This window comes from Armatimonadota bacterium, from assembly GCA_023511795.1.
In the GTDB taxonomy this organism is placed as follows: Bacteria; Armatimonadota; UBA5829; order DTJY01; family DTJY01; genus JAIMAU01.
Map to the genome: position 1 here is coordinate 110,386 of JAIMAU010000003.1, position 22,780 is coordinate 133,165.

The 22,780-nt window shown below is 47.1% G+C and carries 22 protein-coding genes; all 22 read right to left on the minus strand.

The features are described from left to right. Positions 1–43: 43 nt before the first annotated feature. Complete coding sequence (locus K6T99_04775) at positions 44–1,069, minus strand: Gfo/Idh/MocA family oxidoreductase (GenBank protein MCL6519122.1); 1,026 nt, start codon at positions 1,067–1,069, stop codon at positions 44–46. A 106-nt stretch (positions 1,070–1,175) separates the two neighbouring features. Beyond that, a complete protein-coding gene (gene kdsA, locus K6T99_04780; protein MCL6519123.1) occupies positions 1,176–2,003 on the minus strand; it encodes a 3-deoxy-8-phosphooctulonate synthase in 828 nt (275 codons plus the stop codon). Beyond that, positions 2,000–3,235, minus strand: a complete 1,236-nt coding sequence (gene kdsB, locus K6T99_04785; GenBank protein ID MCL6519124.1) for a 3-deoxy-manno-octulosonate cytidylyltransferase — start codon at positions 3,233–3,235, stop codon at positions 2,000–2,002. Before kdsB ends, kdsA begins: the two co-directional genes overlap by 4 nt. Beyond that, positions 3,232–4,227, minus strand: coding sequence for a D-glycero-beta-D-manno-heptose-7-phosphate kinase (gene rfaE1 / locus K6T99_04790; protein MCL6519125.1), 996 nt, complete (start codon positions 4,225–4,227; stop codon positions 3,232–3,234). Before rfaE1 ends, kdsB begins: the two co-directional genes overlap by 4 nt. Then, positions 4,224–5,189 carry a hypothetical protein gene (locus K6T99_04795; protein MCL6519126.1) on the minus strand — a complete coding sequence of 322 codons (966 nt, stop codon included), beginning with the start codon at positions 5,187–5,189 and terminating at the stop codon, positions 4,224–4,226. The genes rfaE1 and K6T99_04795 overlap by 4 nt, the downstream gene beginning before the upstream one ends. Next, on the minus strand, positions 5,170–5,949 hold the full coding sequence (locus K6T99_04800; protein MCL6519127.1) for a glycosyltransferase family 2 protein: 780 nt from the start codon (positions 5,947–5,949) through the stop codon (positions 5,170–5,172). Before K6T99_04800 ends, K6T99_04795 begins: the two co-directional genes overlap by 20 nt. Continuing rightward, a complete protein-coding gene (locus K6T99_04805; protein MCL6519128.1) occupies positions 5,950–6,894 on the minus strand; it encodes a glycosyltransferase family 2 protein in 945 nt (314 codons plus the stop codon). It lies immediately after the preceding gene. Next, positions 6,882–7,856 carry a glycosyltransferase family 9 protein gene (locus K6T99_04810; protein ID MCL6519129.1) on the minus strand — a complete coding sequence of 325 codons (975 nt, stop codon included), beginning with the start codon at positions 7,854–7,856 and terminating at the stop codon, positions 6,882–6,884. The genes K6T99_04805 and K6T99_04810 overlap by 13 nt, the downstream gene beginning before the upstream one ends. A 32-nt stretch (positions 7,857–7,888) precedes the next feature. After that, positions 7,889–9,040 carry a glycosyltransferase family 4 protein gene (locus K6T99_04815; protein MCL6519130.1) on the minus strand — a complete coding sequence of 384 codons (1,152 nt, stop codon included), beginning with the start codon at positions 9,038–9,040 and terminating at the stop codon, positions 7,889–7,891. Continuing rightward, the gene (gene waaF / locus K6T99_04820; GenBank protein ID MCL6519131.1) at positions 9,037–10,137 is read right to left on the minus strand and encodes a lipopolysaccharide heptosyltransferase II; all 1,101 of its coding nucleotides are present in this window, start codon (positions 10,135–10,137) and stop codon (positions 9,037–9,039) included. The genes K6T99_04815 and waaF overlap by 4 nt, the downstream gene beginning before the upstream one ends. Continuing rightward, the gene (gene lpxK, locus K6T99_04825; GenBank protein ID MCL6519132.1) at positions 10,134–11,261 is read right to left on the minus strand and encodes a tetraacyldisaccharide 4'-kinase; all 1,128 of its coding nucleotides are present in this window, start codon (positions 11,259–11,261) and stop codon (positions 10,134–10,136) included. The genes waaF and lpxK overlap by 4 nt, the downstream gene beginning before the upstream one ends. Further along, the gene (locus tag K6T99_04830; protein MCL6519133.1) at positions 11,251–12,543 is read right to left on the minus strand and encodes a 3-deoxy-D-manno-octulosonic acid transferase; all 1,293 of its coding nucleotides are present in this window, start codon (positions 12,541–12,543) and stop codon (positions 11,251–11,253) included. Before K6T99_04830 ends, lpxK begins: the two co-directional genes overlap by 11 nt. Beyond that, complete coding sequence (locus K6T99_04835; protein MCL6519134.1) at positions 12,540–13,211, minus strand: lysophospholipid acyltransferase family protein; 672 nt, start codon at positions 13,209–13,211, stop codon at positions 12,540–12,542. Before K6T99_04835 ends, K6T99_04830 begins: the two co-directional genes overlap by 4 nt. Positions 13,212–13,214: 3 nt before the next feature. Further along, positions 13,215–15,032: an ABC transporter ATP-binding protein/permease gene (locus tag K6T99_04840; GenBank protein ID MCL6519135.1), complete on the minus strand. Its 1,818-nt coding sequence runs from the start codon at positions 15,030–15,032 to the stop codon at positions 13,215–13,217. Next, the gene (gene lpxB / locus K6T99_04845) at positions 15,016–16,185 is read right to left on the minus strand and encodes a lipid-A-disaccharide synthase (GenBank protein MCL6519136.1); all 1,170 of its coding nucleotides are present in this window, start codon (positions 16,183–16,185) and stop codon (positions 15,016–15,018) included. Before lpxB ends, K6T99_04840 begins: the two co-directional genes overlap by 17 nt. Then, entirely contained in the window at positions 16,186–17,040 is an 855-nt protein-coding gene (lpxA, locus tag K6T99_04850) for an acyl-ACP--UDP-N-acetylglucosamine O-acyltransferase (GenBank protein MCL6519137.1), read from the minus strand. After that, positions 16,994–17,491, minus strand: a complete 498-nt coding sequence (fabZ, locus tag K6T99_04855) for a 3-hydroxyacyl-ACP dehydratase FabZ (protein ID MCL6519138.1) — start codon at positions 17,489–17,491, stop codon at positions 16,994–16,996. The genes lpxA and fabZ overlap by 47 nt, the downstream gene beginning before the upstream one ends. A gap of 4 nt (positions 17,492–17,495) precedes the next feature. Beyond that, the gene (lpxC, locus tag K6T99_04860) at positions 17,496–18,311 is read right to left on the minus strand and encodes a UDP-3-O-acyl-N-acetylglucosamine deacetylase (GenBank protein MCL6519139.1); all 816 of its coding nucleotides are present in this window, start codon (positions 18,309–18,311) and stop codon (positions 17,496–17,498) included. A gap of 23 nt (positions 18,312–18,334) precedes the next feature. Next, positions 18,335–19,378: a UDP-3-O-(3-hydroxymyristoyl)glucosamine N-acyltransferase gene (gene lpxD / locus K6T99_04865; GenBank protein ID MCL6519140.1), complete on the minus strand. Its 1,044-nt coding sequence runs from the start codon at positions 19,376–19,378 to the stop codon at positions 18,335–18,337. A 41-nt stretch (positions 19,379–19,419) separates the two neighbouring features. Then, positions 19,420–19,986, minus strand: coding sequence for a hypothetical protein (locus K6T99_04870; protein ID MCL6519141.1), 567 nt, complete (start codon positions 19,984–19,986; stop codon positions 19,420–19,422). An 88-nt stretch (positions 19,987–20,074) separates the two neighbouring features. Next, positions 20,075–20,731 carry an OmpH family outer membrane protein gene (locus tag K6T99_04875; GenBank protein MCL6519142.1) on the minus strand — a complete coding sequence of 219 codons (657 nt, stop codon included), beginning with the start codon at positions 20,729–20,731 and terminating at the stop codon, positions 20,075–20,077. A 203-nt stretch (positions 20,732–20,934) separates the two neighbouring features. After that, entirely contained in the window at positions 20,935–22,734 is a 1,800-nt protein-coding gene (locus tag K6T99_04880) for an FtsQ-type POTRA domain-containing protein (GenBank protein ID MCL6519143.1), read from the minus strand. Positions 22,735–22,780: the final 46 nt, after the last annotated feature.

Here is a 22,780-nt window from a genome sequence, read left to right on the forward strand (position 1 = left end):
CCGGCGGAAAATCAGCACCCACCGGCCCTAAAATCATCACCAATCAACCCAAACTCCCCACGGGTACAGCACAACCTTTTTCGGCTGACTTCCAAGCAGCCTCGGTGAGCTCGATTACCCGCAATCCACAAATCGGGGGTGCCCAGACCTCATCCCTGCCCAAAATTGCATCAATGAAGTTTGTATCCGGGTCCGAAGCGGGTGGAAGATCCTCAGGTTGGAAGATTTTACCATCAATGCCGCATTGACTTAGCTGGCCGTTGCGGTAGAAGAGTATTCCTTCCTCGCCCCAAATTGTGAAGTCTTCGTAAAATGCAGGTGCATCGCCAACGATGCTGACGGTTCCTTGGGCACTTTCTTTAAACTTGAGAGCAAGGGCGGAGTTTATGTCCACTGGTGTGCCGCAGTTGTCAATATAGGCAAAAACCTCTTCAACCGCTAAGCCAGTCGTCCAAAGAATAATGTCAATAAGATGGCTGCCGGAATCGTTCAGCTGACCACCGCCGCTAAGCTCTGGGACCTGCCTCCACTTGCCTGCTGTGCCTTTTTTCCAGTTCTGGCACTGCAGAGCTGAAACAAAGGCAACCTTCCCAATTCCGCCTTCGTCGACCACCTTCTTAATATAGCGATATTGAGGTTGATAATGACGCTGGTATGAAACAACAATTATGCGTTTCTTTTCTTCGGCATTGGCAATTAGCTTGTTTGCATGCTCAACACAGCAAACCATTGGTTTTTCCAAGCACACATGAAGGCCACGGTTGATAGATTCCATTGCTTGTTCAAAGTGAAGGGTATGCGGAGTTGCAATCTCCACCGCATCCATTTCAACTTTGTCAAGCATTTCACGGTAGTCTTTAAACACAGGAACATTATCGAGTGCCTTCTTTTGCTGTTCGTCGAGACCGCCGTGCCCAGCTTGAATAAATTCCTTTAGGCGAGCAATGCTTTCCTCACTTGGATCTGCAAGGGCAACAATTTCTGCATCCGGATTTTTGATTAGCCGGGCTGCATGGCCTCGTGCTATTCCGCCACAGCCAATCATACCTACTCTAACTTTTTCCGCCATTGATTTTTAACTCCTCTCTAATTCGAAGCTTTTAGAATGAAAACCATGTACTCAGATGCTATATATCTTTTTAAATTTTGCCTAACATTTTCCAACAAACAAGATTTTAACACGCCGTCTTTACAAGCTTATCGATTGCTTTCGCCTGCTCCAAAATCACCTTCAGCGAGTCCAACTGTAGCATGGTTGCGGCATCAGAAAGCGCTTTACTGGGGTTGGGATGCACCTCCAAGAAAAGGGCATCAATGCCTACTGCGCACGCAGCCCGAACGAGATGCGGTACGAACTGTGGGTCTCCACCCGATGCCATCCCAAGGCCTCCTGGCCGCTGAACGCTATGCGTTGCGTCGAAGACTACCGGGCAACCGGTTTCTCTCATGATGACTAAACTTCTCATGTCTACAACTAGATTGCCATATCCAAAAGTTGTCCCGCGCTCGGTAAGCAAGATGTTCTCGTTTCCCGCCGATTTCGCTTTTTCTACAAGGTTTCCAACGTCGGATGGAGCAAGAAACTGTGCTTTCTTGATATTCAGCGGTTTTCCAGTCTTCGCAGCAGCTACAAGCAAGTCTGTTTGGCGGCAAAGGAATGCAGGTATTTGAATGACGTCCACTACTTCAGACACAGGTGCCGCCTGCCAAGCTTCGTGAATATCAGTTAGAACAGGGATTCCAAACTCTGATTTGATTCTTGAAAGTATCTCAAGGCCTTTCTCAAGCCCAGGCCCTCGAAACGAAGATATTGAAAGACGATTCGCCTTGTCAAAAGAGGCTTTGAATATATATCCCATACTCAAGACCTGGCAGATGTCCTTCACCTGACTTGCTATCTCGCGGCAAAGATCTTCACTCTCAATCACACAAGGTCCGGCAATTAGAGCAATGGGCTTGCTACCGCCGATTGTTACGTCTCCAACATTAATCTCTTTCGTCATTTTTCTCCTCCAAGCAACCGCCTCACTTTTTCAAGGTCTTCGTGGGTATCAACGCTAGTCGGGGAAAAGGCGGCTTCAACCATCTTTATCTTATATCCATGTTCAAGCGCTCGAAGCTGCTCAAGCGATTCAGTCTTCTCGAGCGACGTGGGGGTCAGGCTGGCAAAAGTAAAAAGGAAGTCGCGCCGATATGCATAAATGCCGATGTGCTTGCGAACCATCGAGTGCTCAGGATGTCTAGGATAAGGTATCCATGACCGCGAGAAGTAGAGCGCAAAACCTTGCTGGTCTGTAACAACTTTAACTACCGCAGGATTTTCTGCCTCTTCGGGAACAGCTAATCCACACATTAGGCTTGCCATTGGCATTGTTGGGTCATCGACCATCGTGCAAACAAGTGCATCAACAGCACTTGGGTCGAGAAGCGGCTCATCGCTCTGAATATTAACTATTATGTCAGCAACTATATCTTTAGCTGCCTCAGCGATTCTATCTGTACCCGAACGGTGTGCCTCAGAAGTCATGATTATCTTGCCGCCAAACGATTCTACGCATTGTTTTATCTCGACATCGGGTGTTGCTACAATAACATCGTTAAGGAGATGAGCAGAGGAGGCTCTTTCGTAAACCCACCTGATCATGGGCTTGCCGCCTATATCTAGAAGTGGCTTATTTGGAAGGCGAGTTGCGGCAAGGCGAGCCGGAATTATACCAACCGCGGTTTGCGAACCACACTTATCAAAAGCTGGTTCTATTGGTTTTCTAGCCCGAACTTCTGCAATAAGTCGTGAGGTAGACTTTCCTTCTACCAGAGGGAGAATCGCGATGCGCCCGCCATAAGAACGCACTGCCTCAGCCTCGGGAAGCTGGTCGGGGGTATAATCCCCTCCTTTGACGTGGATATCCGGCTTCAATTCAAGTATTAGATTGGTGGGAGTAAGCTCTGAAAACAGCGAGACGTAATCCACAGATTCAAGTGCGGCCAATATTTCGGCGCGTTCAAATTCCGGCACTAACGGCCTTTCAGGTCCTTTGATTCGTCGAACTGATTCGTCAGTATTAAGGCCGACGATTAGGCAATCCCCCAAAGCTTTTGCCATTTCAAGGTAGCGAACGTGGCCAATATGGAGTATATCGAAACAGCCATTGGTGAACACAATTGTTTTACCTGCTTGCCGAAGGTTATCTATAATACCTTTGAGCACTGAACGGCGGACTATTTTTGTCTTCACTCCATTGGCCTCCGTTCGCAATCGAGCATAGAACGGATTTCCTCTCTTGATACAGTAGCCACGCCTACCTTCCTAACAACCGCGCCGCCTGCGCAATTTGCAAGCACACTAGCTTCAAGAACGGTGGCACCTGCTGCGAGTGCAAGCGCAAGAACACTCACAACAGTATCTCCAGCGCCTGCAACATCGTAGACCTCAACCAAGTGCGCAGGTATCGCTTCCATTTCACCATTCAGGCCAAACAAAGCCATGCCCTGTGGACCACGAGTAATCAGTAGGTTCTGGGGCTGAAGCATTGAGAAGAGCCGCTTCGCTGCGCGCAAAAGTTGACGTTCAGAAGTGATGTAAATCCCTGTGGCTGCTTCCGCCTCAGACTGATTCATTGTGATAATATTTGCAAACTTGAAGTGTTTTGCATTTCGCGGCTTTGGATTGACAACAACAACTTTTTTGTATTTTCTAGCTGATTCGATAATAGACCGGACAATCTCACTTGTCGCCATACCCTTGTCGTAATCAGAAAATACGATAATATCTGCGGCCGGCAGGAGCTCCTCTATTAAGGACATGACTTTCTTAAGCACTGACCTCCCGATTTTCTTCCTGCTTTCTCGGTCAACGCGGACAATCTGCTGGTTGTGTGCAATTATCCTGGTTTTCCTCGTAGTTGGCCTATTAAAATCGGTAACCAAGCCACCTATGAAGACGCCCGCCTTTTCCAAGTGCTCGGCAAGCTTCTGCCCAGCTGCATCCTCACCAATAACACCAATAACGGACGACACTCCATCCAGCGCTTGGATGTTGTTTACTACGTTAGTTGCCCCTCCTGGAGTTGAACTTTCCTCGCGCACCTCAACCACCATGACTGGCGCCTCAGGCGATATGCGCTTTACATCACCCCACACATACTCATCAAGCATCACATCGCCTATAACAAGCACATGTTTGCCAACCATTCCGTCGAGTATTTCCTCAAACCTGGACTTCGTCAAGGTCGTTCTCCTTTTCCTAACTCTTCCATAACAGCATGTGCTAAAAGGGGAATCATTATTTCATGGTGTCCAGTAAGAGCATATCCTTTGCCCCCCAAGTACTCTATGCGTTTAACAACCTGTTGGGTTGGTCTATATTGCTGGATGAAATCAAAATTTGCGCCAACAGCTCCTGAAAAATCAAATCCCAAATTCCGCAAAATCGCGAAGGCTTTCAACACTACCTCTGGGAGTACAACAGCTGAGCCAAAATTAAGCAAGACGCCGCCCTGCCCAAGGTTTTTCATAACGCATGTGAGTATTCTGAAGTCTCGCATTGTAGCATCCCCATAAGCCGCACCATCAGCGGACGGGTGCATATGCGTGATATCCGTTCCTAGCGCAACATGAATGGTGACCGGAATGCCTAGCGAATATCCTGACGCTTGTATGCTTAGTTTAGCGTTGGGAGCCTTCGCCTCAAGCAGAGCTTTGCCAATAGATTCGCCCAAACCAAGCCCTTGCTGGTGTGCAACCACAGCCGCTTGATTTAGAAACTCTGCAGTCTCACATGCCATGCCGAAAGTCCCATCCTTTAATCCAGACGCCACATTTTCAGATGTACTACCAAAGAGTGCAACTTCCGCGTCGTGAATTGCTCCAGCACCGTTCATTGCCACCGTTGTAAGAATTTTGTTAGACATAAGTTCTATAATTACTGGGCTGAGGCCGCATTTTATTACATGTGCGCCCATGCAAGCAATCACCGGTTTCCCAGCCCTTCGAGCGCAAGCAATAGCGAACACAAGCTCACGTAACGAACTCCCAGCAAGTATATTTGGAATGGAGTTTAGAAATTCGGCGAAACTTCTGCCCGCAGCCGGTGCCTTGCCAAACTGCTCTGCATTGACCATGCTTGTCCTGTCTTTGATGCTCAGCTTTTTAAGCCCCGATAAGTCTATTTCATCGTATTTTGACCCCATTTTTTATCCCTAGTGCCTCCCAGAGCTTGACATATCTCAAAAACACGCGGGCAGACATAAGAACCGCTGCAATAAACCCATGCAAACCGTCGCGCCAGCCTCCCTTGTAAAAGTAAACCTCCACAAACTTGCTAGGCATCGCCATTATCAATGAAAGTGTTATTGATTTGGGCAGTCGCCCCTCCTTTATCATAGCATCAGCCTCGATTGATGTATATCTGTCAGCTTTCCTAACAAAATCGGCCACTGTCTGGTAAGTATAGTGTCTTAATGGCGCAGAGAGTTTCCCTATCCGAACACTTGGGTCCTTAATCTCTACACACTCATGTAGCGGTATGACCTTGAACCTCCCCACATTTCGCTTGAAGAACCGCAGCTGGCGGTCGGGATACCATCCACCATGGCGCATCCAACGGCCGAGGAAATTGTTTAAACGGGGAATTGAATAAGCATCGGCGCTGTCGGAGTTGACAGCCCACCAAAGTTCTTTAGCCAACTCGGAAGTGACCTCTTCGTCTGCATCGAGGCTTAATATCCAATCACCGTTGGCTTGGTCTAGTGCATAGTTCTTTTGATTTGCATAGCCGTCCCATTCGCGATGGAAAACTCTACATTCATATTCTTTGCATATATCTAGGGTAGTATCTGTGCTTCCCGAGTCAACAACAATTATCTCATCCGCCCACTTCACACTCTCTAAACAACGGCGAATATTTGCCTCTTCATTCTTCGTAATGATTACCACAGATGTCCTAGTCACTTATTCCTCCAAAAAATAACGCATGCCAAACCTGCCCATCACAAAATCTCTAACGCCCCCCTCGAACCCCCGCCTTTTAGATGTCTGACCGGAAATTAAAAGCAACAGGTACTTGAGTGGAAATCGAACGATAACATTCGCCCAAAACACAACTGAACGCAGACCTAAAAGGTTCTTCTTGCCCCACAACAGGCGGTTTCTTGTGCGATAATATTGTCCTATATCACGGCTAGTTTTATCAATAGCCTTAGACATGCTTGCGCCACATTGATGGTAAACAGATGCGCTAGGAACGTGCCAAAGTGTATATCCTGCTTTAGCCGCTCTTGAGCAAAGATCGCTTTCTTCGAAATATAAGCCAAACCGTTCATCAAACATGCCTATATTTCGGATGCAAGACACCCGCGCAAACATTGCCGCGCCATTCACAAACTCAATTTTCCATGGGTCAAGCGGTAGCTTCTTGTTAGCATACCCTCGCACTATGCGGATTGTTCCCTGCAACCAATCCCATCGGCCACCTATGAACCATTGGTCATCAGGTTTGCCAATATCAAAAATTCTAGGACCGAAGAACACCCCATCTGGATGTTCCTCTGCCGCCCTAAAAAGTTCTGCCAAGGCAGAGGAATCCAGCTTGATATCTGAGTTCAAAAGGAAAGCATACTTCGCCCCAATCTCCATTGCCCTACTGATGCCGACATTCATGCCACCCGCGTATCCTAGGTTTTCTTTGTTTTCAATTACCTCTATTCGATTACCAAAGCGTTCCTTCAATAAATCAACCGAACCGTCCCTAGAATTGTTATCCACCACAATGATTGAAAGCACTCCGTCGAAATCAGAGGTTAGTAGAGACTCAACACACTGTGAAGTCAACTCAGGTGTTCGCCAATTCAGAACTATTGCTGCGACGGATGGCTCTACTATATTTACTTTAGACATTCGCCTACCGCCTCCACAACTTTCTCAACCGTGATATTTCTCATGCATATGCGATCACTGCAACTTGTCTTCATGCACGGTGCACACGGCACCCCAGCAGTAACAATGCGGTTTCTATTGCCCAAAGGTCCGGTCAAATCATGCCTAGTGGGCCCAAACAGTGCAACAACAGGCACACCCATGGTAGCGGCAAGATGCATTACTCCCGAGTCCACTCCAACAAAAACCTTAGCCATTTCCAGTACAGCCGCAAGATCTGCCACTGATGTTTTTCCTAACAAGTCCACAATGGCACCGTCTGATTGTTCAATGATTCTATCGCGTTCAGCACCCACTATTACTGATGCAAAGCCGAACTCGCTATGGAGAAGACTAGCAAGAGAAACAAAGCCTTCATGTGTCCATTGTTTTATTTCACGGGTTGAACCTGGAGCAAGAACTGCATAATTTGCAGACTTAGGGAGCCCAGCTGAACTAAGCAAATCGCTTGCCCGTTGCCGCTCTGCCTTCGTGAGTTTTATTAAGCCTACGTAATCATTTTTCTCAATAGGGCATCCAATTGCTTCTACCAGTCGCAGACTATTAGATATAGATGGAGGACCAAACTTTTTGACCCGGTAAGTCAAACCAGGGCCTCTAAATCCAACTTTAGCTTTAGGTCCGGCAATCGCCGCAAGAATCGCACTCTCAGTTGACATTGAAAAGAGCATGGCTAGATCAACTCGCTCCCTGCGTAGTTTTAGCGCCAGCCTAATTTTTGCCGACAAGGGACCATAAGGACGCTCCAAAACACTATCAACTAGGCCCGTGAGCATTAACAACTCCCGATGGGCTGAACGCGCCACGCTTACTATGCGTGCCTTTTGAAAATGATGCCGAAGATTATAAAGTGCAGGGAGTGTAAACATTAGATCACCAAGTTGGTTAAGGTGAAAACACACTATTTTTTCAGGATTGTTCAATTGGGTCATCCTCATGCGGTAAAACTAGAAAGCTAACGATGTGGGGCTGTAAGCTCATTGGATAATTGAACTGGAATTCCCTTTGACGCAAGAACCTCTTCATACACCCTAAGCGTTCTATCAACCATTCTATCTACACTAAATTGTTCTCGGACTATGCGCCTACCTTCTTCTCCCATATGCCGCCGCACATCCGGGTAGGGCAAAATCGACAAAATCGCCTGACCAAGCGCATCTGGATCTTTGGGGGGTATTAATAGACCACTTACGCCATCCTGGACGACTTCAGGAATGCCCCCAACCGGTGTGGCGATAACGGGAAGACCAGCAGCCATTGCTTGAAGTATGGCGACCCCAAGCCCTTCCATAATTGCCGGATGCACGAGCAAATCAAGTTCCGACAAAATGCGCGGAATATCCCTTCTGAACCCCGCGAATATAACCTTATCGGCGATTCCGAGATGCTCAGCATGCTGTTTAAGTTTCGGCAGCAAGACACCTTTGCCTAATACAAGCAACCTAGCATTTGGGCACTTTTTGAGCACAGCGGGGAAAGCTTCAAAAAGGTATTTATGCCCTTTGCGCTCGATAAGCTGAGCAATAATTCCGATAAGCAATGCATCTTCGGGTATTCCTAATTCCTTTCTCAGTAGACCATCGCCGCCATTTCCATAAACACTAGCATCAATAGTACTGTGAACGCAGACTATTTTTGAAGGTTCAACACCACCAGCGATAAGTATATCTCTAATGGCATTCGAAACAGTTATGATCTTATCGCAGAGGCAACCGTATTTTAGCTGGGAGATGAAGCGGTTATTAATCGGATAATCTACCCGTCTTGAGAGAATTACTGCACTTGTCTTGCAAATACGTGCTGCAATGCCACCCCAAAAATCGGCACCTCGGCGGCTATGGAGGTGGACAATATCAGGCTGGGATTTTCGCAGAAAGCTTAATATCTTAAAAAACAAAGTTATGTCAAGCTCATTTCTGAATCGTATCGGCACAACAGGTAGCCCCGCCGCAAGCATTTCTTGGTGGATACCACTGCCGGCAGGACATATCAGGTTTGCCTCATGCCCACGACGTATAAGACCATCAACAAGATAGACGACTTGCGTGGGCCCGCCAAGGGAATTCATCCCCGTCTCAATATGTACCGTGCAAAGTTTCTTTTTCAAGGATTTCTCCTGCATGCAGATTGGACATTTGTTTCTAGAGTCAATAGTCTCTCAACAGCAGCTAATATATCCTCAGGCGAAATAGCTTTCATGCAATCAAAATCTTTACATGTCGGGTGTCGGAAACAAGGTATGCAAGGAAGATTCTTAGCAACGGGGATAAAGTTGTGCTTCTTCACAAAGTACTGCCATCCACTTGGTCCAAAAACCCCGACGACCGGCCGGTCTAGGGCTACTGCTACATGAAGAAGGCCTGTATCAACTGCTATGATAAGATTACACTGTTCAATTACCGCCGCTGCTTGCCTCAATGTGGTTCGTCCCGCAAGGCTAACTGCCTCATGCCTCATTTGAATTTTTATTCTTTCAATCAGAGGTATATCTACCGATGAACCCAGAAAAACGGGAAGCGCGTTAAAGCAAGAGACAAGTCTATCCGCCAGTATGGCCCACCCCTCTTCCGTCCAATGCTTGTTTGGCCAAGTGGTCGCCGGGCAAAGCGCAACTATTGGTCGCTGTTCTCCCGAAAGATACTTTCCGATAAGGCTGCAAGCACAAGCACGGTCGTCTTCGTTGATAGGAACGTGCATGTGAATGTCCTCAGACTCGATTCCTAGAGGACGCAATATATCCAAGTAAGCCTGTGAGTTGCGTATTCTGGTTTCGTTGCTTGGATAACGAATGTTATAGAAAAGCGATGCTCCTTCTCGAACGCAATCGAAACCCAGACGATAACGTGCTCCGGTTAGCAACCCTATAATTGCACTACGAAGAAGCCCTTGCAAGTCAATCACTAAGTCAAAACGCTTGCTCCTCAAAATAGCGTTTATTTCGGTTAAGCCTGACAAGAAATACCTCAAGCGGGTGAGTACCCCACCCTTAGTCAAATTGCGGGTCCAAACTATTACCTCATCGAGATATGGATTACCAATTAAGATATCCTTTGATTTCTCTTCTACTATCCAAGCAATATATGCTTTCGGAAAAGCTTGCCTCAATGCTTTTACAACTGGCGTTGCCATCACAACATCGCCTATTGAACTCAGCTTTATTATTAATATCCGCTCGGAGCCTGTCAGTGATAATCTTCTTGTCATTTTGGTCCATCAAAATTCTCGACACAATTGGCAACAATATTCCAAAAACCTTCCTCATCGTCAAGATACATTGTTATCCCCACAACTACAACAGGAAACTCCATTTCGGAGCTCAGCTTTACAGAGTCTTTTTCAGTAGTAATGATAAACTCAGCACCGCTCTTTTTTGCTAATGCGCATACCCTTGTCAAGTCTTCTTTTGAATAGAGATGATGGTCGCGAAAGTGTGCACGGCCCGCAATTATTGCTCCAATCCGCTCAACCGTTTGCTCGAAAGCCTCGGGGCGTGCGATAGATGAAAGAACAAAGACCTTCCTACCTTTTATTTCTTTCTGATGCAGATGACCACCATCCTGCAAACATGTTAGATGTGTGACTCGATAGCCTGTTATAAAGATCTTGGCGTTCGGGGCTACTTTTTTAATTTTAGATACAGCCTCAGCTATATCCTTTTCCGAACGCGTATAGAGCTTGCCAGTAATAAGGATAATCCCTGCCTTTTTAAGAGCGTTCGGAGGCTCTCGAAGGCGACCTGCTGGAATCAATCTGCCATTGTCAAAGGGATTGTTTCCATCAACCAATACGACATCAAGGTCTCGGTGGAGCTTCCAGACTTGGAGGCCATCATCCAGCACGCACACATTTGCACCAAAGTCTTGTGTAGCCATCCTGCCTGTATGCTCCCTATCCTTTCCCGTTAGAATGGGCACACCTTTAAGCTGCCGCGCAAGCATGACAGGTTCATCGCCCACATCAACAGCAGACATAAGCGTGTTTTTGCCATCGGAAACCAGTGCAAAGCGGCCGTGGAGAATTCCGCCGTATCCGTAACTTAATACAGCAGGATTCCATCCCCTGCCTATCAATCCGTCGCAAACATATCTAACGGCAGGCGTCTTCCCGGTTCCACCGACGGTCAGATTTCCAATGCTTATTACGGGGCAGCAAAGCCGCCTTTTTCGCCTTATGCGAAGGTGAAATGGTAGGAGGTAAAGCCAAATTGCAAGCCGATAAATCCATGAAAGCCCTAGCAAGCCAAGCCTTATGAGGCGTGCAAGCAAATCCTTGCGACCTCCGTAAACCACGTCGAGGAGAAAATCTTCTGTGCTGCGGCTAACCTCCACGTTGTCCCCCTATGAGGTGTGCAATCAACTCGGCACACCGCTCCGAAGCACCTCTATTGTCTGCAACCAGCTTTCGGCAGACCGCTGTTATGTTTGCCAAGTTTTCTGGATTGGTTAGGAGTAGCCTCGCACGCTCAGCAAGCTCTCCGGCATTTCTAACCTCAAAGCCGACACCAGCAGAAATTGCTAGTTGGCTTATATCACGGAAATTCTGCATATATGGCCCAAAAATCACCGGCTTCCCCTGGAGGATTGGCTGAAAAATGCTATGCCCACCCTTTGGAACCAAACTACCACCAACAAAGGTAACGTTTGCAACAGAATATACAGACGCTAGCTCACCAAAAGTATCTAGAACTAGCACGTCAAACCCCTCAGTCCTTCCAACCGTACGCCTTGTACAAGAAAAACCTTTGCTTGTCACGAAAGACACTATCTCATCCGCACGTTCTATTTGCCGCGGTGCAATTACCAACTTAAGATTAGGTAAGTCTTGTTTTAATGAACCATACGCATCAAGAACAATTTTTTCCTCCCCCGGATTCGTGCTACCGGCAACCAAGACTGGAATACCTTCCGCGATTCCTAGGTCAGCACGGAGCTTGCTGACCTCACTTTCATGCATCTCGGCCCCATCCTGGTCAAACTTCAAATTTCCGACTACCTGAACAGATTCAGGCCGGGCACCAAGCGCAAGTATTCTCTCAGCGTCCATATCAGACTGCATGCAGCAATAGTCAACATTCTTAATTGCCCACGACAGGAGCCAACGCCATCTCATTCCGCGCTTAAAGCTTCGGTCGGATATCCTTCCATTTACAAGAACTGTTGGCACCCCTCTTCGCTTTGCAGCAGCAAGGAAATTTGGCCATATCTCTGTTTCTACCATTACAAATACATCAGGATGCACTCTATTCAGCGCACGAGCCACAATAAATGGGTAGTCAAGCGGGAAATACGAGACCTTGTCGGCAGCTTTTGCAGATTTTTGAGCAACCTCATTGCCTGTCTGAGTAATTGTAGTTACAAGTATTAGGTCATCCGGTCTAAGCAAGCGCAATGCGTTTAAAAGAGGAACAGACGCAATTATCTCGCCCACAGAAGCTGCATGAACCCATATTGCTTTACGCCCTTGCTGGCGCATTGCTAACTTGGGAAGTCCCCCAAGGTTTTCACGCCAGGATTTATTAGATTTACGGCTAACAAAAATGCGCCATAGATAATAAATAAAGATCCCAGGCAAGCAAAGGAAAAGTAGCAGGTTATAAACAAGCGCCGTCAATCGCTTTTCTCCTCTCCTACCATTTCCTCAGCTTGACGTTGAACATCGTCCAAGATTCTCTTTAGCATTAGCTCTGGCTTCTCAACTGCTTCCAAAGTCGCACCCTTGCCTAAAGTGATAGGTTCGCTGTAGACGATTGCGCACTTTGAGAAAGGCAAAGGTATTGCATACTTATCCCATGTTGGTAGCAGCTTCTGTCTTCGGGCAGCAGCGCCGATTGGAATTATAGGACAGCCAGAACGCTGAGCCATAAATATAATACCTTCTTGGACTTGCCTACGTGGACCCTTTGGTCCGTCTGGAGTTATTGCGAGTATCTCACCATCCTCCAATTTCTTGCAAGCAGCGAGGGCGGCCTTGACTGCGCCGCGACCTGAGGAACCTCGAATTGTTTTGTATCCAAATCTGCTAACTACTCCTGTTTGTATTTCGCCATCCCGTGAAAGCGAGGTTATCGCCCATATGCCCATTCCGCGGCAGTGGTATATGGGCAGAAGCGTTCGTCCATGCCACACAGCCATAATGAACCCTTGCCCTGACTCAATAAGCTTCTGCACATGCTCAAAGCCAACAACTTTTTTGCGAGTAGTCAGCCCGATGATGCTAACAAATAGCCAGGCAAGGAAAGATATTAACCGGCACTTTGTGTCCTCTCCTAGCAGACGCACAAGCTATCTCCCCTTGGCAGCCGTGTTGACTTGGGCGTTGTTTCGGCTTTGGACAGAGTAGAGCTTGGCATAGAGGCCGTTTTGTTTGATTAGTTCATTGTGTGTGCCCATCTCAACGATTTGACCTTTGTCCATTACGATAATTTTGTCGGCATTGACAATTGTAGACAAACGATGGGCGATAATAAGGGTAGTCCGATTGCTCATTAAGCGGTCGAGCGCTTCTTGCACAATTGCCTCAGAAGCAACATCAAGCGATGATGTGGCCTCATCAAGAATTAGAAGTTTTGGATTCTTCAGAAGTGCCCGTGCGATTGCCAAGCGCTGTCTCTCGCCACCTGAAAGTTTTACACCGCGCTCGCCAACAAGAGTATTGTAACCTTGCGGCAAACGCTCGATGAAATCGTGAGCATTCGCCGCCTTTGCAGCTTCGATGATCTCCGAATCTGTCGCTCCTATTCGTCCGTACGCTATGTTTTCTTTCACACTGGAGCTGAAAAGAACAGTATCCTGCGGGACAATGCCTATCTGTTTTCTAAGGGAGCTTGCTTTCACATCACGCACATCAATACCATCTATGAGCACAGCGCCGCTCGTGACGTCGTAGAATCGGAGGATGAGACTAGCAACCGTTGATTTTCCTGCGCCGCTTGGGCCTACGAGCGCAACGTGCTGGCCGGGCTCGATGGTGAACGATATGTTTTTAAGAACAGTCTCTCCAGTTTGGTAAGAAAAGCAAACATCTTTAAATTCAACCAATCCCTTGATTGGTGGCATGTCAATTGCATCGGGCTTGTCTTGAACTTCTGGAATTTCATCTAGTATGTCAAAAATCCTTTGCGCTCCAGCCATGGTTTGGTGATATGTGACGCTTATCCTGCCAACATCCTTTGCCGCCACGCTGATTCGCTCCAAGGCAACTAGGAAGCCAAACAGCGCACCAACTGTAAATTGTGGGAACTCCGGGCTGCCTACCATGCTACCACCATACCACAAGACAAATGCTATGCCAGATACTCCTATGAGCTCAAGAGTCGGCGCCATCGCCGCACTTCGCCTTACGGCCAACATCGCAGCCCCATAGGTCCGCCGGTTTTCATCCTTGAATCTTGACTTTTCGTAGTCCTCCATGCTGAATGACTTCACAATTGCTATTGCAGACAACGTCTCTTGGACAATTGCCGCTATGTCGGCAAGCTTTACTTGCAAAACCTCGGTGAGACTTCTCATGCCTCTGCTGATTTTGATGACCACATAGTACATAAGCGGCAGAAGGATAAGCGAGATTAATGCTAGTTTCCAGTTCATCATGAAAACCTTGCCTGTAAGAACCAAGATGGTAAGTGGAGCAGAGACAACTTGTATAATGCTATGCGAGGAGTTCTGCACAAGGCTTATGTCATTCGTCATTCGCGAAAGCAAGTGTCCAGTTTTTGTCCGCTCGAAAAAGCCCAATGAAAGGTTCTGGAGATGTGAAAAAAGATCATTCCTCAAACGTACTGCAATCTTGGTAGTAGCCGACGAGATTAAGAAAACTTGGCCATACGTCAGGAACCATTTCAATATGTGGATTCCAACTATTTGTAGCGAAGCAAGTGCAACGAGCCGCGAATTTCGCAGGGCGGCAGCATTAACTACATCGGTTATCAATTCAATAAACCAATATTGGATGCCAGCAATTGCGGCAGTACATACCAACCCCAACCCGAATAGATGCCAATGTGCCGTATAGTACCTTAACAGGCGCTTTTCGGGAGAAAGCTCGCCTATATTCTTCTGTTCCTCGAATTTATCCTCTTTGATTTTATCTAGTTTTTTCATGTTCCTTGTTATTTAGCAACTCAATTACCAAATCAGCAGTCTTCTCAACTGCCCCAGGGCTTCCCAAAAGTGCCTTGACCTCCGCAAGATCACCTATCATCTTTTCACGCTCGGGTGTCTGGGAAATGAGCTTAGCCATTAATTCTGAAATTCTTTCTGGTGATGCCTCTTCTTGAATAAGTTCGGGACATGCTAAGCGATCTAAGATGATATTAGGCATTCCGATGAACTTTATAGCCCTCCTGCGCATTTTGTATTCGAGCGCAAGAAGTTTCGAGCCTTTGTAAATTATCACCATAGGGCACCCAAGTATCGCTGCCTCGATTGTTGCTGTTCCTGATGCAATCACCGCCGCTCGGGAATACACCAATGTTTCATATGTAATATCCGTTGCCATAAAGAACTTTGTTCCCTTATATCGAGACAATTTCTCATTAATTTCCTCTGGATTTATCGACTGTGCTAACGGGATAACAAATTGCACCTTCGAAAACTTCTTACTTATTTTTTCCGCGGCACCTAATAATGCCGGAAGATTATATCTTACCTCGTGCGCTCTGCTACCGGGCAGAAGCCCGACTATCTCGCTTTCTGAATCCAAACCCAAGTACTCGCAAAACTCTTTTCTTGTCAGCCTTGGCCGAACGATATCAAGAAGTGGGTGGCCAAAGAATTTGGCGCAAAAGCCTTGCTCTTGAAGCACCTCTGCTGACCATGAGAACGGCGTAACAATTACGTCAGCAACGCCCTTGAGCTTTTGATAACTGGCATTTCGACGCCACGAACCTGGTGGAAAATAGTAAAGTACTTTTGTGCGCTCCAACCGCAAGCTTTTAGCCAGCCTGACATTAAAAAAACCGAAATCTATAAGTATCAATACGTTCGGGGTGTCGTTCCTAAGGCGTATTTTTAGCTCATAGAAAGTGCGCAAAAGGCGAGGACCTACTTTGATTCCTTCTGCTATGCCAATGGCGCTCCAGGTCGAGCTGTCATAAAGCAACTCGACGCCTGCCTCAGCCATTCTCCGGCCCCCAACGCCCCAGATCCTGGCAGCTGGCAGCCTCCTTTTGATCTCGACAGCCAAGTGTGCACCATTGAGGTCGCCCGATGCTTCTCCGGCAATCAAGACTATAGATGGGGCGGCGCTGCTCATCTAATGCCGATGCTCTAGTTGCCTGCCTGCAAAGCCAAACTTGATGTTCCGAACGAAATCAAGGAGGTAATCTCGCTCCGGGCTTGGCTCGATATCTGCAACTATCGTCTCAATTGCTTGTGATAAATTAAGGTTCGAGCGGTAGAGCAGTTTATAGGCTTGTCTAAGCTCTGCGCGCACCTTGGGTGGCACGCCACTTCGCCTTAAGCCAATTACGTTGAGCTCGCATACACGCGCCGGGCGACCATCTGCCATCATAAACGGCGGAACATCTTGTACTATCTTTGAGTGTCCACCAATCATCGCTAGCTTGCCTATCCGAACATATTGATGCACACCCGCCATTCCGCCAAAAACTGCTTTGTCCTCGATGACGACGTGGCCACTAATGCCAACAGTGTTTGCCATCATGATGCCGCTGCCAATATTGCAATTATGCCCAATATGGCAGTAAGCCATTAACATGTTGTCGTTGCCAACCACGGTAGCGTTGTCTTCGCCAGTCGCTCGATGAATCGTCACGTACTCACGTATGATGTTCCGGTCACCTATCTTTAGAAAGCTTCGTTCGCCTTTAAATTTGTGGTCTTGGGGCTCTCCTCCAAGGACAACACCAGTGCATATGCGACAATTGGCTCCGATGGTGGTCCAAGGTTCTATAACCACATGCGATTCGATTATTGTGCCGTCGCCGATGACTGTGTTAGGACCAATAACGCAATATGGGCCAACCTGTACGCCTACACCGAGTTCGGCATCGGGGTGAACAATAGCAGTTTCATGAATTGCTGTTTCCAAGGCCTTGCTCTCATTTGGCAACGAGAGTCCGGTCGGGCTCCTCTGCCAGGGCTTCATCTTTTTCCTCCCCAGTTTTCAAATCACGGTTGACTAGTGCAAAGGTGAATTCACCCTCGGCAACGACATCTCGATTTACACGACCAACCACTTTAACTTTGCCTACTCCTCCGCGATTTTTAATTAGCTCCACCTCGGTAATTAGAGCATCGCCTGGTCGAACGGTCTTTCTAAAGCGCACTTTGTCCATTCCACCGAAATAGGCAAGCTTGCCTTCGTTTCCGGTCATGCTTAGGAGTAGCACGCCACCAACCTGAGCCATTGCTTCCAATACTAATACTCCAGGCATAACTGCATGACCGGGGAAGTGTCCTTCGAAGAACCCTTCATTGATAGTTACATTCTTTAGGCCAACTGCGCGCTTCCCAGGTTCTAGTTCAAGTATTTTGTCTACAAGCAGAAATGGGTAGCGATGCGGGAGTATTGAACGGATATCCTCGACATCTAACATAATATCACCCTCCTTGCCGCCGCCTTGCCCACGATTGTCTAATTCTGCCAGCCAGGGCGGCATGCAAAGCATGGCCGGCTTTGATGGTTATGACGTGAGCGGCCAACCTGCCTCCAACAAGATACAGGTCGCCGATTAAATCCAACACTTTATGTCTTACAAACTCATCTCGAAAACGAAGAGAAGTAGAATACTCTTTCTCTTTTACTATTACTACATTTGCCAATGTCCCACCTCTCCCCAAACCGCTACAAAGTATTGCCTCAATCTCTTCTTCGGTGCAGAATGTCCTAGCTGGAGCCACCTCTCGCTTGAAAATTTCTGGTTCGACTTGTAAATCTATCGTTTGCTCGCCAATCATGGGGTGGGAAAAGGAAATAACCCCGGTTACCCTATAATTAGCATTTTGAAGTGCAATCACGTGTGTATTTTCTTTTCCAATCCACACCGTATCTTCTACTCGGATTGGCATCACCTCAGCAGATTGCGGCTCGATGCCTGCACGTTCGATAAGCTCAACAAATGGTAGAGCGCTGCCATCAACAGAAGGAACCTCTGGCCCGCCTACCTGAACGATGGCATTATCTATCTGCATTCCTGCGAAAGCCGAAAGTAAATGCTCGACCGTATGAACCTGAGCTGTCCCCTTCCGGAGAGTCGTTCCTCTATTTGTTGATTCAACGTTCTCCGCAACTGCGGCAACCTCTCCATTGGGGGTCACAAATATAATACCAGTGTTTGCCGGTGCAGGAAATATGGTCAGCTGGCATGGTTCGCCGGTATGAAGACCAATTCCTTCGATTCCAACACTGGTTTTCAAAGTTGATTGGTGCATCCCGGCCCCTATTTAGATTCTTCTTCAAGCGCCTTTATTCGCTTCTCAAGCTCTTGAACCAATTTTGCAAGCTCGGGAAGCTTTTGAGTAGCCGCAGCTATCCGTAACTGCTCTTTGTGGGACCGCGCCGGATAGCCAGAAACAAATGCCCCCGGGGGAATATCTCCGATGACACCTGAACGAGCGCATATAATTGCATCATCGCCAATTGTTATGTGGTCCTTTAAACCTGCTTGCCCTGCAAGGATTACGCGGTTGCCAACAGTAATGCTTCCAGATAGTCCAACCTGAGCCACTATAATGCAATTTTCCCCGATGCTACAGTTGTGCCCTATCTGCACCAGATTATCTATTTTCGTGCCGCGACCTATTTCTGTCTTGCCAGTTCTAGCCCTGTCAATCGTAACATTTGCGCCAATCTCGACATCGTCGCAGATAATGACAGTTCCGATTTGTGGGATTTTGTAGTGTGTATCGCCGACTCTTGTATAGCCAAACCCATCAGCGCCAATCACGGAGCCTGAATGAATAATCACTCTATTACCAATTGTTATGCCGTCATAGATTGCAACAAATGGATGAATTGTGCATCCGTCGCCAATGTTAACAGAATTCCCTACATAGGCGAACGGACGAATTGTGACGTCATTCCCTAAAACAACGTCATTTCCTATATAAGCATTGAAGCCAATAGATACCCTTTCGCCAATTGTAACATTCTGCCCAATATAAGCAGAAGGATGAACGCCAATCTCACGCTCCACTACTGGAGAAAATGCCTCTAGAACGCAAGCGAAAGCATATCTAGGATTTTGTACTCTGATTACTGGCTTTGAATCGCCAGAGATTCCAAAGCTTGTTATTATTGCTGATGCTGCAGATTTCTCAGCCTCGACCATTAGCTTAGGACTCTCCGCAAAGACAATATCACCTTCCACAGCATCGGAGATGTCCGCTGCACCAGTAATAATGGTATTAAGGTCGCCGCTTGTCTCGCCGCCAACCAGCTCGGCAAGCTCTTTTAGAGTTTTGGTAACCATGCTGTTTCCCATGGTTCCGATTCACCATTGCCCCTATGCAACATGGATGCATGTTATCTGACTGATACCGGCGTTGCGTTACCAATCGTGCTTTGGCTATTCCGTTCGTCTCCCATCACTAATGCTTCGTACCCACTATTTCTCTGTGATGCACCCAAAACAGTCTCCAGCTGGGATTCTGCTTCCTTTAATTTTCGGCGAAGCATCGACTCTGTGAGGGGATTTGCATCAGCTAACTGCGCTTTCAGAACCCTTATTCGAATGTAGCAATTGAGAACTTCTGCCGTATATCTTTGCTGTCCAGCAAGAATCGAATTAGAGAACGGCTTGTCTACACAGTTCAATTCTGCTTCGCCGCCCTTTGGAACCGTCGTAGAGGCTAAACCGGCAACCACCACTTTTTTGCTATCATACCTTACAGACTCCATGGCTTCGATTCGCCTCATGATATCGTCTGATACGCTGTAATTTGGTTTTGCCCATGAAAAATCGCCGATATCCACGCCAGCAGGCATACCAATCGGGGATACACATCGCCGACGTGGTAGCAAATGCTCAATGCCTGGCCCCTCTGGTAATTTTCCTGCTGACAGTTGAGCTGTGTGCTTTTCTTGGTTCAATCCAGCCTCCCGTGGACAAATCCCGCACCCACCGCATGACAACAAGATGGGAAATAGGAGACTAATTGCCATAAATGCTCGCATTGTTTTACTTCTTGTTTAGCTTCTTAATCACGTCGTCGGTGATATCTACAGCAGAATAGATTATGAAATCCGCCAACCCAATACTTCGGTTGAATACTATTGAGATACCCTTTTCCTTCGCCACAGTAGCGACGGCATCTACAATATCTTTCTTCGCCGCGCTAAGTAGCTCATTTTCTTTGTTGGTAAGCTCTTTCTGCAAAGTTTCAAATGATTTCTTGTAGGCCTCTTCCGAATTCTTACGCTGTTCGATAAGCTGCTGGAGCCTTGCCTTCTCTGCATCCGATGCGTCCTGTTTCTGCTCAAGCATCTGCATCTCTTGGTCGCGCTTCTTGGAGGCATCTAGGAGAGTGTTTATTCTTGCCTTGTCGGCTTCGGTCTGCTTGTCTTTTGTACTCAGCTCCACCAACTCAGCAATCTCTTCTGAAGTGAGAAGCTTGTTGGCTTTCATCAGGTCGAGTTTAAGATTTGCTTTATCATAAGCTGCTTTGAGCTCATCTTTGATTTGGGCACTCTTTTGGTAACCAGCGTAAGCTTTCTCGATATCCACTGTGCCGAACTGCATTGCGGCTTTCGCATCTGCAGCGATTGCCACAGTCATAGCACAAATAATAAGGCTCGCTGCAATGGCGATTGTTGTAATATTGCGTAACGTTGACATTTGAATACTCCTTCTAAATGAATTTCGACTCTACCCCTGAAGGGCTTTTTCATTGTAATCCAAGGGCGTTGAGATTATAACAGACGCCCAACAATACCGACAACCTAAAAGTAAAAATCCTTTGAAGGTAATAATTAATTGTGTACTTCAGTCGGCTATAACATACAGCGCTTCCCTTGCCTCGACTTTTTAGTCCCAGCCGATTAAAAAGCATGTCCTATACTGAAGTGCGCCCGCGAGCCTTCGTCGCTAAATCCATAGTCCAAACGGAGTAGTCCTATCGGAGTAACTACTCGGATACCTACACCATAGCCTACTTTGGGAGAAAAATCCTTATGCTGGGCAAATTCAGTGCCAAAAAGATTTATATTTAAGAACTGTTCGTCTGCGCCCCACGCGTCGCCGTAGTCCACAAAAGCCACTCCTTTAAGACTTGGAGCAAGCGGGAACCTATACTCAGTGCTTAGGAGAAACATATTTTTCCCCCAAAACCTGTCCTCTCTGTATCCGCGGAGTGTTTCTGCTCCACCTACAAAGTACTGTTCGAAGAATGGCACATCTCCGCTTAGACTGCCAGCCATCAATCTAATGGCTAACACCCTGCGCTGTTCTGAAACGTCGGTTCGGGGACCTCCTTTGCTAATATAGCGCCTGAAATCGATGCTATACTTCGCGAACGTCGAGTTGCTTGCCAACAAAGGTGGAACAGCGGACGCGACAGCATCTAGGTCTGCCTTTCCAAGTTCAACTGCGTAAGAAATGTAATTTCCAGTGAAAGGCTCGATAACAGAGTCTCGATAATCATTCGTTAGACGCAACGTGCCGCTTGTCACCGTTCCGTCTCGGAACACAGCAGCAGGAAGTGTTGAAAACTCGGGGATATCTACGGATTCGCTTCTTAATGTAACAAATCCTCTGCTGACTTCGCTTAGTGGCCTGCTAAGGGTAACGCTTCCTCCTTTCCGACGTTCGTCATATTCATCATCACCATTGACACCAAAAACGTTGGATGAAAATCTGTAGAGGAATTTGCTGTAAACATTCACCCCTAAAGAAGTGTGTTTGACATCAAGCCAGGGTTCGTAGAAACTTACCTCGTAGCTATTCCCGTTGTCGCTCCCACCGATTTCGCCAAGTATGCTTACAGCTTGCCCGCGTCCCCTGAAATTACTCTCCGATACTCTTGCCTGGCCAACGAGACCTGTTTTCGAACTATAGCCCACGCCAAGCGAAACCTCTCCTGTTTTAAGTTCTTTGACGGGGATTATAACAACAACTTTATCTACATCAGACCCAGCTTCAAGCCTATAAGGCTCTGGGCTTTCGCGATCAAATATCCCAAGGTCGTAAATCCGCATGATGTCCTTGGCGAGAACGTCGCCATTGAAAACATCGCCAGGCTTGAGCTTCATTTCACGCAGGATAACGTATGTTTTTGTTTTCTTATTGCCGACAATTTTGATTGCTTCCACCCGGGCTTCCTGAATTGGAATGGTCAGCACCCCGGTGGCTGGATCTATACCCACTTGTTCCGTTACCGTCGCGATGTAACGCTTCTCGGTGTAATACTTCCTAATAGCTTCAATATCCTGTTCGAGTGTATTGATATTAAGCACGCTGCCGACTGAGGTCCTCATAAGGCTGAGAATCTTCTCCGTTGGAATAGCGGTGTTGCCAGTGATTTTGATTTCCTTGACGACAGGATTTTCGACAACGCTGAATATAACCTTGACCCCGCTATCTACAGATTCTGTGCCAACAGTCACACGCTCGAAGTAACCCATGTTCTGAATAGCATCCCTTGCAGCCTGTACTTCACTTTCGGAGAAAGCCATGCCTGGCTTTAAGCTTATAGCGGCAAGAATCGCATCCTTGGATATGCGATCGTTTCCGGTAACTACAATTTCCGTTATCTGCTTCTCCTGAGCAAATGCAATCTGGGGGATGAACATGCAAGCGATTAGCAATATTAAAACTTTTTGGAGCCACATTTTCAGAAACATGTTGAATTTATCCTCCTCCTACTGCGTTCGCTTTAAAACTGGCAAA

What these genes read in the sequence shown, in the direction of transcription:
- K6T99_04775 (MCL6519122.1), bottom strand. Translation starts at nt 1,069, where the DNA reads ATGGCGGAAAAAGTTAGAGTAGGTATGATTGGCTGTGGCGGAATAGCA.
- kdsA (MCL6519123.1), bottom strand. Translation starts at nt 2,003, where the DNA reads ATGACGAAAGAGATTAATGTTGGAGACGTAACAATCGGCGGTAGCAAG.
- K6T99_04795 (MCL6519126.1), bottom strand. Translation starts at nt 5,189, where the DNA reads ATGGGGTCAAAATACGATGAAATAGACTTATCGGGGCTTAAAAAGCTG.
- K6T99_04805 (MCL6519128.1), bottom strand. Translation starts at nt 6,894, where the DNA reads ATGTCTAAAGTAAATATAGTAGAGCCATCCGTCGCAGCAATAGTTCTG.
- waaF (MCL6519131.1), bottom strand. Translation starts at nt 10,137, where the DNA reads ATGACAAGAAGATTATCACTGACAGGCTCCGAGCGGATATTAATAATA.
- K6T99_04840 (MCL6519135.1), bottom strand. Translation starts at nt 15,032, where the DNA reads ATGAAAAAACTAGATAAAATCAAAGAGGATAAATTCGAGGAACAGAAG.
- lpxB (MCL6519136.1), bottom strand. Translation starts at nt 16,185, where the DNA reads ATGAGCAGCGCCGCCCCATCTATAGTCTTGATTGCCGGAGAAGCATCG.
- lpxA (MCL6519137.1), bottom strand. Translation starts at nt 17,040, where the DNA reads ATGAAGCCCTGGCAGAGGAGCCCGACCGGACTCTCGTTGCCAAATGAG.
- fabZ (MCL6519138.1), bottom strand. Translation starts at nt 17,491, where the DNA reads ATGTTAGATGTCGAGGATATCCGTTCAATACTCCCGCATCGCTACCCA.
- lpxD (MCL6519140.1), bottom strand. Translation starts at nt 19,378, where the DNA reads ATGGGAAACAGCATGGTTACCAAAACTCTAAAAGAGCTTGCCGAGCTG.
- K6T99_04875 (MCL6519142.1), bottom strand. Translation starts at nt 20,731, where the DNA reads ATGTCAACGTTACGCAATATTACAACAATCGCCATTGCAGCGAGCCTT.
- K6T99_04880 (MCL6519143.1), bottom strand. Translation starts at nt 22,734, where the DNA reads ATGTTTCTGAAAATGTGGCTCCAAAAAGTTTTAATATTGCTAATCGCT.